Here is an 11,136-nt window from a genome sequence, read left to right as displayed (position 1 = left end):
TCGGACTACGGAGAGAAAGCAATGAAAGCTCTGCTCGATCTATTCAAGCAAGTCCAACAAGAAGAAGTTTTTGATGCGATCAAGATCGGCCTCGCGTCGCCCGACAAGATCCGTTCGTGGTCGTTCGGCGAAGTGAAGAAGCCGGAGACCATCAACTACCGCACGTTCAAGCCGGAGCGGGATGGTCTGTTTTGCGCGAAGATTTTCGGGCCGATCAAGGACTACGAGTGCCTGTGCGGCAAGTACAAGCGCCTCAAGCACCGTGGCGTGATCTGCGAGAAGTGCGGCGTCGAAGTGACGCTGGCCAAGGTGCGCCGCGAGCGCATGGGCCACATCGAACTCGCTTCGCCGGTCGCGCACATCTGGTTTTTGAAGTCGCTGCCGTCGCGTCTGGGCATGGTGCTCGACATGACGCTGCGCGACATCGAGCGCGTGCTGTACTTCGAAGCGTACGTGGTGATCGATCCGGGCATGACGCCGCTGAAAGCGCGGCAGATCATGACGGAAGAGGATTACTACAACAAGGTCGAAGAGTACGGTGACGAATTCCGTGCCGAAATGGGCGCGGAAGGCGTGCGCGAACTGCTGCGTTCGATCAACATCGACGAGCAGGTCGAACTGCTGCGCACCGAGCTCAAGAACACGGGTTCCGAAGCGAAGATCAAGAAGTACGCGAAGCGCCTGAAGGTGCTCGAGGCTTTCCAGCGTTCGGGCATCAAGCCTGACTGGATGGTGCTCGAAGTGCTGCCGGTGCTGCCGCCGGAACTGCGTCCGCTCGTGCCGCTCGACGGCGGCCGTTTCGCGACGTCGGACCTGAACGACCTGTATCGCCGCGTCATCAACCGTAACAACCGGTTGAAGCGTCTGCTCGAACTGAAGGCGCCTGAAATCATCGTCCGCAACGAAAAGCGGATGCTGCAGGAAGCCGTCGATTCGCTGCTCGACAACGGCCGTCGCGGTAAGGCGATGACCGGCGCGAACAAGCGTCCGCTGAAGTCGCTCGCTGACATGATCAAGGGCAAGGGCGGTCGTTTCCGTCAGAACCTGCTCGGTAAGCGCGTGGACTACTCGGGCCGTTCGGTGATCGTGGTCGGCCCGACGCTCAAGCTGCATCAGTGCGGCCTGCCGAAGCTGATGGCGCTCGAACTGTTCAAGCCGTTCATCTTCAACAAGCTGGAAGTGATGGGTGTCGCTACCACCATCAAGGCTGCGAAGAAGGAAGTCGAGAACCAGACGCCGGTGGTGTGGGACATCCTCGAAGAGGTGATCCGCGAGCATCCGGTCATGCTGAACCGCGCGCCGACGCTGCACCGTCTCGGCATTCAGGCTTTCGAGCCGGTGCTGATCGAAGGTAAGGCAATCCAGCTGCACCCGCTGGTTTGCGCGGCGTTCAACGCCGACTTCGACGGTGACCAGATGGCCGTTCACGTGCCGCTGTCGCTCGAAGCGCAGATGGAAGCGCGCACGCTGATGCTGGCGTCGAACAACGTCCTGTTCCCGGCCAACGGCGATCCGTCGATCGTGCCGTCGCAGGATATCGTGCTCGGCCTGTACTACGCATCGCGTGAAGCGATCAACGGCAAGGGCGAGGGACTCACGTTCACGGGCGTGTCGGAAGTGATCCGCGCGTACGAGAACAAGGAAGTCGAGCTGGCTTCGCGCGTCAACGTGCGTATCACCGAAATGGTGGCGAACGAAGACACGAGCGAAGGTGCGCCGAAGTTCGTGCCGAAGGTCACGCTGTACGCGACGACCGTCGGCCGTTCGATCCTGTCGGAGATTCTGCCGCCGGGCCTGCCGTTCTCGGTGCTGAACAAGCCGCTGAAGAAGAAGGAAATTTCGCGCCTGATCAACACGGCGTTCCGCAAGTGCGGTCTGCGCGAAACGGTGATCTTCGCCGACCAGCTGATGCAGATGGGCTTCCGCCTCGCGACGCGCGCCGGTATCTCGATTTGCGTGGACGACATGCTCGTGCCGCCGCAGAAAGAGACGATCGTCGGCGACGCCGCGAAGAAGGTGAAGGAATACGACCGTCAGTACATGTCGGGTCTCGTCACCGCGCAGGAGCGCTACAACAACGTGGTCGACATCTGGTCGGCAACGTCGGAAAGCGTCGGCAAGGCGATGATGGAGCAGCTCGCAACCGAACCGGTCATCGACCGTGACGGCAACGAGACGAAGCAGGAGTCGTTCAACTCCATCTACATGATGGCCGACTCGGGCGCGCGTGGTTCCGCGGTGCAGATTCGTCAGCTGGCCGGTATGCGCGGCCTGATGGCGAAGCCGGACGGCTCGATTATCGAGACGCCGATTACCGCGAACTTCCGCGAAGGCCTGAACGTGCTGCAGTACTTCATCTCGACGCACGGCGCGCGTAAGGGTCTGGCGGATACGGCACTGAAGACGGCGAACTCGGGTTACCTGACGCGTCGTCTCGTGGACGTGACGCAGGATCTGGTCGTGGTCGAAGACGATTGCGGTACGTCGAACGGCGTGGCGATGAAGGCGTTGGTCGAAGGCGGTGAAGTCGTCGAAGCGCTGCGTGACCGTATTCTCGGTCGCGTCGCGGTGGCGGACGTCGTCAATCCGGAAACGCAGGAAACGCTGTTCGCTTCCGGCGATCTGCTGGACGAAGACGCGGTGGAAGAGATCGAGCGTCTCGGCATCGACGAAGTGCGCGTGCGCACGCCGCTCACCTGCGAAACGCGCTACGGCCTGTGCGCCGCGTGCTACGGCCGCGACCTCGGCCGCGGCTCGCGCGTGAACGTGGGCGAAGCGGTCGGCGTGATCGCGGCGCAGTCGATCGGCGAGCCGGGCACGCAGCTGACCATGCGTACGTTCCACATCGGTGGTGCGGCATCGCGTGCGGCGGTTGCATCGACGGTGGAAGCGAAGAGCAACGGTACGGTGCGTTTCACGGCCACGATGCGCTACGTGACCAACGCGAAGGGCGAGCAGGTCGTCATTTCGCGTTCGGGCGAAGCGATCATCGCGGACGACCTCGGTCGCGAGCGTGAGCGTCACAAGATTCCATACGGCGCGACGCTGCTGCAACTCGACGGCGCAACGATCAAGGCCGGCTCGCAACTCGCGCAATGGGATCCGCTGACGCGTCCGATCATCACCGAGTGGGGCGGTACGGTGAAGTTCGAAAACGTCGAGGAAGGCGTGACGGTCGCCAAGCAGATCGACGACGTGACCGGTCTTTCGACGCTCGTCGTGATCGACGCGAAGCGCCGCGGCTCGCAGGCTGGCAAGAGCGTGCGTCCGCAGGTCAAGCTGCTCGACGCGAACGGCGAGGAAGTGAAGATCCCGAACACCGAGCATTCGGTGCAGATCGGCTTCCAGGTCGGCGCACTGATCACCGTGAAGGATGGTCAGCAAGTGCAGGTCGGTGAAGTGCTGGCGCGTATCCCGGTTGAAGCGCAGAAGACGCGTGACATTACCGGTGGTCTGCCGCGCGTGGCCGAACTGTTCGAAGCGCGCTCGCCGAAGGACGCCGGCATTCTGGCGGAAGTCACGGGTACGACGTCGTTCGGTAAGGACACGAAGGGCAAGCAGCGTCTCGTCATCACGGACCTCGAGGGCAATCAGCACGAGTTCCTGATCGCGAAGGAAAAGCAGGTGCTGGTGCACGATGGTCAGGTCGTCAACAAGGGCGAAATGATCGTCGACGGTCCTGCGGATCCGCACGACATCCTGCGTCTGCAGGGTATCGAGGCGTTGTCGCGCTACATCGTGGACGAAGTGCAGGACGTGTACCGTCTGCAAGGCGTGAAGATCAACGACAAGCACATTGAAGTGATCGTGCGTCAGATGCTGCGCCGCGTGCAGATCGTCGACAACGGCGATACGCGCTTCATTCCGGGCGAACAAGTCGAGCGGTCGGACATGCTCGACGAGAACGACCGCATGATCGCGGAAGACAAGCGTCCGGCGACGTACGAGAACGTGCTGCTCGGTATCACGAAGGCTTCGCTCTCGACCGATTCGTTCATCTCGGCGGCGTCGTTCCAGGAAACGACTCGCGTGCTGACCGAAGCGGCGATCATGGGCAAGCGCGACGATCTGCGCGGTCTGAAGGAAAACGTGATCGTCGGCCGTCTGATTCCGGCCGGTACGGGTCTCGCGTTCCACAAGGCGCGCAAGAGCAAGGAAATGTCGGATCGCGAACGCTTCGACCAGATCGCTGCCGAAGAGGCATTCGATTTCGGTACGCCGGAAGCCCCGGCAACGGAGCAGCAGCCGCATACCAACGAGTAAGCGTCTTTCGCTCGTAGCACCTAGAACCGCCCGGTTTTCGCCGGGCGGTTTTTTTTCGCCGCTTCTTTTCGTTCTCGCGCGTCGGCCGAACGGCTAACGTTGCGATTCACGCGTGGGCGCGCGCGCTCGCGTTGATAGAATTCGTTATCCTCCACGCCGCAGTCCGCGCTTCTTTCCTATGTCCCGTCCGCTCGAAATCCTCAACGAAGTATTCGGCTATCCGGCCTTTCGCGGACAGCAGGCGGAAATCGTCGAACATGTCGCGAACGGCGGCGATTCGCTCGTGTTGATGCCGACGGGCGGCGGAAAGTCGCTGTGCTATCAGATTCCGTCGCTGGTACGCAAAGAGGCTGGCTTCGGCGCGGGCATCGTCGTTTCGCCGCTGATTGCGCTAATGCAGGATCAGGTTGCCGCGCTCACCGAACTGGGCGTGCGCGCGGCGTATCTCAATTCCACGCTTTCGGGCGCGGAAGCCGCCGCGACCGAACGGGCGCTGCGCAACGGCAGCATCGATCTGCTGTACGTCGCGCCAGAGCGTCTCATGACGCCGCGGTTTCTCGACCTGCTCGAAAGCTCGCCTGTTGGACTTTTTGCGATCGACGAGGCGCACTGCGTCTCGCAATGGGGCCACGACTTCCGGCCTGAATACATTCAGCTGTCGGTGCTGCACGAGCGTTTCCCGAACGTGCCGCGCATCGCGCTCACCGCAACGGCGGACGCGATCACGCGCGATGAAATCGTGCACCGCCTTGCGCTCGACGACGCGCGCATCTTCGTGTCGAGCTTCGACCGGCCGAATATCCGCTATCGGATCGTCGAGAAGGACAACGCGCGCTCGCAACTGCTCGACTTCATTCGCGCCGAGCACACGAACAAGGACGGCACGACGGACGCGGGCGTGGTCTATTGCCTCTCGCGCCGGAAGGTGGAGGAAACCGCCGACTGGCTCAAGGGGCAGGGCGTTCGCGCGTTGCCGTACCACGCCGGCATGGAGTTCGAGACGCGCCAGAAGCATCAGGAGATGTTCCAGCGCGAGGAAGGCATCGTGATGTGCGCGACGATCGCGTTCGGCATGGGCATCGACAAGCCGGACGTGCGGTTCGTGGCGCACCTGGATTTGCCGAAGAGCGTCGAAGGCTATTACCAGGAAACCGGGCGCGCGGGCCGCGACGGCCTGCCCGCGAACGCGTGGATGGCGTACGGCCTGGGCGATGTCGTGCAGCAGCGCAAGATGATCGACGAATCCGTCGCTGACGACGCGCACAAGCGCGTGCAGACAGGCAAGCTCGACGCGCTCCTCGGCCTTTGTGAAGCCGCGACGTGCCGCCGCGTGCGCCTGCTCGCCTACTTCGGCGAGACGAGCACGCCGTGCGGCAACTGCGATACGTGTCTGGAACCGCCGGCGTCGTGGGACGCGACGCGCGAGGCGCAGATGGCGCTGTCGTGCGTGTATCGCGCGCAGAAGGCCAGTGGTTTCCATTTCGGCGCGGGGCATCTGATCGACATTCTGCGCGGCACGCGTAGCGAAAAGGTCTTGCAGCGCGGACACGACAAGCTGTCCACCTTCGGCGTCGGCGCGAGCCTGTCGGAGCCGGAGTGGCGCGCGGTTTTCCGGCAACTGGTCGCGTTCGGCTTTCTTGCCGTCGATCATGACGGGTTCGGCGCGCTCGTGCTGACCGACGCCAGCAAGCCCGTGCTGAAGGGCGAAGAGCGCGTCACGCTGCGCAAGTACGTGAAGCCGGTGCGCAACCGGCAGTCGTCAGGCCGAACCGGCGAGCGCGCCGACCCGACCGCAGGCATGTCGCCGCGCGAGAAAGCGCGATGGGATCGCTTGCGGACGTGGCGGGCCGAGACCGCGAAAACCGACGGCGTGCCGGCGTACGTCATCTTCCACGACGCGACGCTTGCCGAAATCGCGCGGAGCGATCCCGATACGATCGACGACTTGCGGCACATTCCGGGCATCGGCGTGCGCAAACTCGAGCGTTTCGGCGACGAACTGCTCGACGTGGTCGGCGCGGACTGACGTCGCGTCGGCGAGTGAGCCAGGATTTCACGCAACGTATTGACCGCATTGGTATTTTCAGAATATCATGCTAGGTTCTCGTTCTTGGCGAGTTTCGGGATCCTGCTTAACGCTGGGTCCGCGCAAGCAAGAGCCATTTACGAGAAGTCAGACGCGCGGTTTCTTCGCTTTGCCCGTTCGGAATCGCGCCGATTTTGTTCATTTTTAGGATTAAACGATGCCAACCATCAATCAACTGGTTCGCAAAGGCCGCGCGTCGGAAACGACGAAGAGCAAGTCGCCGGCCCTGCAGGACTGCCCGCAGCGTCGCGGCGTGTGCACCCGCGTGTACACGACGACGCCGAAGAAGCCGAACTCGGCACTTCGTAAAGTTGCAAAGGTTCGTCTCACGAACGGCTTCGAAGTCATTTCGTACATCGGTGGTGAAGGCCACAACCTGCAGGAACACTCGGTCGTGCTGATTCGCGGCGGTCGTGTGAAGGACTTGCCGGGTGTGCGTTACCACATGGTCCGCGGCTCGCTGGATACCCAGGGCGTCAAGGATCGTAAGCAGGCTCGCTCGAAGTACGGTGCGAAGCGTGCCAAGGCTGGCAAGTAATCGCCGGTTCGAGTAGTCGAAGTAGTTTCAGGTCGCCGCAAGGCGGTTAATGCGGTGGTGCCGGATGTGCCGGCGCTGTCGAGTAAGTGGTCACCCGGCCAAGCTGGTTTAGTCGAGAGATGGATCGGGTTAGTTGGTGGCCGCGGAGCGAAAGAAACGCTCCAACTGAAAAGGTAAAGGAAGAATCATGCCGCGTCGTCGCGAAGTCCCCAAGCGGGAAGTATTGCCGGATCCGAAGTTCGGCAACGTAGATGTAGCCAAGTTCATGAACGTGCTGATGTTGTCCGGCAAGAAGTCGGTTGCCGAACGCATCGTGTACGGCGCTTTTGAACAGATCCAGACCAAGGGTGGCAAGGACCCGCTGGAAGTGTTCACGGTCGCGCTCAACAACGTGAAGCCGGTGGTCGAAGTGAAGAGCCGTCGCGTTGGTGGTGCGAACTATCAAGTTCCGGTCGAAGTGCGTCCCTCGCGTCGTATGGCATTGGCGATGCGTTGGTTGCGCGAAGCCGCGAAGAAGCGCAGCGAAAAGTCGATGGCCCTGCGCCTGGCAGGTGAGCTCTCCGAAGCGGCCGAAGGCCGCGGCGGCGCGATGAAGAAGCGCGACGAAGTTCACCGCATGGCAGAGGCTAACAAGGCATTCTCGCATTTCCGTTTCTAAGCTCCCGCTCATAGGGCAACGGAAAAATCAGGGCGGGTGCGCTAGTTCGGCGCCTCGCCCGTTTGTGTTAGGGCGCTGCCGGCTCATTGACTGAGTCGGCGCGTCGACCGAATAAAGGATCCAAAGTGGCTCGCAAGACACCTATCGAGCGCTACCGCAACATCGGTATTAGCGCTCACATCGACGCCGGCAAAACGACGACGACCGAGCGCATCTTGTTTTACACGGGCGTGAACCACAAGATCGGTGAAGTTCACGACGGCGCAGCAACGATGGACTGGATGGAGCAGGAGCAGGAGCGCGGCATCACCATCACGTCGGCTGCTACCACGGCCTTCTGGAAGGGCATGGGCGGCAACTATCCCGAGCACCGCATCAACATCATCGACACGCCGGGACACGTCGACTTCACGATCGAAGTGGAACGCTCGATGCGCGTGCTCGACGGCGCGTGCATGGTTTACTGCGCAGTGGGCGGCGTGCAGCCGCAGTCGGAAACGGTGTGGCGTCAGGCGAACAAGTACAAGGTTCCCCGTCTCGCGTTCGTCAACAAGATGGACCGCACCGGCGCGAACTTCTTCAAGGTCTACGACCAGCTGAAGACGCGTCTGAAGGCGAATCCGGTGCCCGTCGTCGTGCCGATCGGCTCCGAAGAAAACTTCAAGGGCGTCGTCGATCTGCTGAAGATGAAGGCGATCATTTGGGACGAAGCGTCGCAAGGCACGAAATTCGACTACGTCGACATTCCGGCTGAACTCGTCGACACGTGCAACGAGTGGCGCGAGAAGATGATCGAGTCGGCTGCTGAAGCCAGCGAAGAGCTGATGGAAAAGTACCTCGGCGGCGAAGAACTGTCGGAAGCGGAAGTCGTGAAGGCGATCCGCGACCGGACCATCGCGTGCGAAATCCAGCCGATGCTGTGCGGCACCGCGTTCAAGAACAAGGGCGTGCAGCGCATGCTCGACGCCGTGATCGACTTCCTGCCGTCGCCGGTCGACATTCCGCCGGTTACGGGCGAACTCGAAAGCGGCGAGAAGGCCGAGCGGCGTGCTGCCGACGACGAGAAGTTCTCGGCACTCGCGTTCAAGATCATGACGGACCCGTTCGTCGGTCAGCTGATCTTCTTCCGCGTGTACTCGGGCGTCGTGAATTCGGGTGACACCGTGCTGAACGCGACCAAGGACAAGAAGGAACGTCTGGGTCGTATTCTGCAGATGCACGCGAACCAGCGCGAAGAAATCAAGGAAGTGCGCGCGGGCGACATCGCCGCGGCCGTCGGCCTGAAAGAAGCGACCACGGGCGACACGCTGTGCGATCCGCAGAACCCGATCGTGCTCGAACGCATGATTTTCCCGGAGCCGGTGATTTCGCAGGCTGTCGAGCCGAAGACCAAGGCTGACCAGGAAAAGATGGGCCTGGCGCTGAACCGTCTGGCGCAGGAAGACCCGTCGTTCCGCGTGCAAACGGACGAAGAATCGGGCCAGACCATCATTTCGGGCATGGGCGAGCTCCACCTCGAAATTCTGGTCGACCGCATGAAGCGCGAATTCGGCGTGGAAGCGACCGTCGGCAAGCCGCAGGTTGCTTACCGCGAAACCATTCGCACGACGGCGGCTGACGTCGACGGCAAGTTCGTCAAGCAGTCGGGTGGTCGCGGCCAGTACGGTCACGCGGTCATCACGCTGGAGCCGAACGAGCAGGGCAAGGGCTACGAGTTCCTGGACGAGATCAAGGGCGGCGTGATTCCGCGCGAATACATCCCGGCCGTGGACAAGGGTATCCAGGAAACGCTGAAGTCGGGCGTGCTGGCTGGCTTCCCGGTTGTGGACGTGAAGGTGCACCTGACGTTCGGTTCGTACCACGACGTCGACTCGAACGAAAACGCGTTCCGCATGGCCGGCTCGATGGCCTTCAAGGAAGCAATGCGCAAGGCAAGCCCGGTCATCCTCGAACCGATGATGGCTGTGGAAGTCGAAACGCCGGAAGACTACATGGGCAACGTGATGGGCGATTTGTCCGGCCGTCGCGGTATCGTCCAGGGCATGGAAGACATGGTTGGCGGCGGCAAGATCGTTCGCGCCGAAGTGCCGCTGTCGGAAATGTTTGGCTACTCGACGTCCCTGCGCTCGCTGACGCAAGGCCGTGCAACGTACACGATGGAATTCAAGCACTACGCTGAAGCTCCGCGTAACGTCGCCGACGCGATCATCAACGCCAAGGGTAAGTAATACCCGCAAGTCATTCGGCGCAAGCCACAAGCTTTAACCGATAACCAAACTTTGAAAGAAGGTAATCATGGCAAAAGGTAAATTCGAGCGGACCAAGCCGCACGTGAACGTGGGCACGATCGGTCACGTTGACCACGGCAAGACCACGCTGACGGCAGCGATCACGACGGTGCTCACGCAGAAGTTCGGCGGCGAAGCCAAGGCGTACGACCAGATCGACGCGGCGCCGGAAGAAAAGGCACGCGGCATTACCATCAACACCGCGCACGTCGAGTACGAAACGGCTAACCGCCACTACGCACACGTCGATTGCCCGGGCCACGCCGACTACGTGAAGAACATGATCACGGGCGCCGCGCAGATGGACGGCGCGATCCTGGTGTGCTCGGCCGCTGACGGCCCGATGCCGCAAACGCGCGAGCACATCCTGCTGGCCCGTCAGGTCGGCGTGCCGTACATCATCGTGTTCCTGAACAAGTGCGACATGGTGGACGACGCCGAACTGCTCGAGCTCGTCGAAATGGAAGTGCGCGAGCTGCTCTCGAAGTACGACTTCCCGGGCGACGACACGCCGATCATCAAGGGTTCGGCCAAGCTCGCGCTGGAAGGCGACAAGGGCGAACTCGGCGAAGTGGCGATCATGAACCTGGCCGACGCGCTGGACACGTACATCCCGACGCCGGAGCGCGCAGTTGACGGCGCCTTCCTGATGCCGGTGGAAGATGTGTTCTCGATCTCGGGTCGCGGCACGGTGGTGACGGGTCGCGTCGAGCGCGGCGTCATCAAGGTCGGCGAGGAAATCGAAATCGTCGGTATCAAGCCGACGGTGAAGACGACCTGCACGGGCGTGGAAATGTTCCGCAAGCTGCTCGACCAAGGTCAAGCGGGCGACAACGTCGGTATCCTGCTGCGCGGCACGAAGCGTGAAGACGTCGAGCGCGGCCAAGTGCTGGCCAAGCCGGGTTCGATCACGCCGCACACGCACTTCACCGCTGAAGTGTACGTGCTGAGCAAGGACGAAGGCGGCCGTCACACGCCGTTCTTCAACAACTACCGTCCGCAGTTCTACTTCCGTACGACGGACGTGACGGGCTCGATCGAGCTGCCGAAGGACAAGGAAATGGTGATGCCGGGCGACAACGTGTCGATCACGGTCAAGCTGATCGCCCCGATCGCCATGGAAGAAGGTCTGCGCTTCGCAATCCGCGAAGGCGGCCGTACCGTCGGCGCAGGTGTCGTTGCGAAGATTATCGAGTAAAATCTCGGTCTTCTTTGAAGTCGCTGTACTGAAGTAACGTGACCGGAACCGGGTGTTCGCCCTCAAGCGAATGCCCGGTTCCTCGCTCTTTTGCCCAATCGGCGG

At 61.8% G+C, this 11,136-nt stretch carries 6 protein-coding genes; all 6 read left to right on the top strand.

The window, feature by feature from the left end; all coding sequences use genetic code 11:
* Nucleotides 1-21: 21 nt before the first annotated feature.
* The 6 genes from rpoC (at nucleotide 22) to tuf (ending at nucleotide 11,031) form a co-directional block, all read left to right on the top strand.
* Nucleotides 22-4,263, top strand: coding sequence for a DNA-directed RNA polymerase subunit beta' (gene rpoC / locus LDZ24_RS12505; protein ID WP_248320641.1), 4,242 nt, complete (start codon nucleotides 22-24; stop codon nucleotides 4,261-4,263).
* A gap of 178 nt (nucleotides 4,264-4,441) precedes the next feature.
* Nucleotides 4,442-6,289 carry a DNA helicase RecQ gene (gene recQ / locus LDZ24_RS12500; protein ID WP_248320640.1) on the top strand — a complete coding sequence of 616 codons (1,848 nt, stop codon included), beginning with the start codon at nucleotides 4,442-4,444 and terminating at the stop codon, nucleotides 6,287-6,289.
* A 217-nt stretch (nucleotides 6,290-6,506) separates the two neighbouring features.
* On the top strand, nucleotides 6,507-6,887 hold the full coding sequence (rpsL, locus tag LDZ24_RS12495) for a 30S ribosomal protein S12 (protein WP_006998493.1): 381 nt from the start codon (nucleotides 6,507-6,509) through the stop codon (nucleotides 6,885-6,887).
* A gap of 187 nt (nucleotides 6,888-7,074) precedes the next feature.
* A complete protein-coding gene (rpsG, locus tag LDZ24_RS12490; protein WP_006053291.1) occupies nucleotides 7,075-7,545 on the top strand; it encodes a 30S ribosomal protein S7 in 471 nt (156 codons plus the stop codon).
* A 125-nt stretch (nucleotides 7,546-7,670) separates the two neighbouring features.
* Nucleotides 7,671-9,773: an elongation factor G gene (gene fusA / locus LDZ24_RS12485; RefSeq protein WP_206467146.1), complete on the top strand. Its 2,103-nt coding sequence runs from the start codon at nucleotides 7,671-7,673 to the stop codon at nucleotides 9,771-9,773.
* A gap of 67 nt (nucleotides 9,774-9,840) precedes the next feature.
* Nucleotides 9,841-11,031: an elongation factor Tu gene (tuf, locus tag LDZ24_RS12480; protein WP_248320639.1), complete on the top strand. Its 1,191-nt coding sequence runs from the start codon at nucleotides 9,841-9,843 to the stop codon at nucleotides 11,029-11,031.
* Nucleotides 11,032-11,136: the final 105 nt, after the last annotated feature.

It is taken from the genome of Caballeronia sp. Sq4a (genome assembly GCF_023170545.1).
Taxonomy (GTDB): domain Bacteria; phylum Pseudomonadota; class Gammaproteobacteria; order Burkholderiales; family Burkholderiaceae; genus Caballeronia.
The sequence above is the reverse complement of the archived record's forward strand: the minus strand, read 5'-3'. Positions and strand labels throughout refer to the sequence as shown.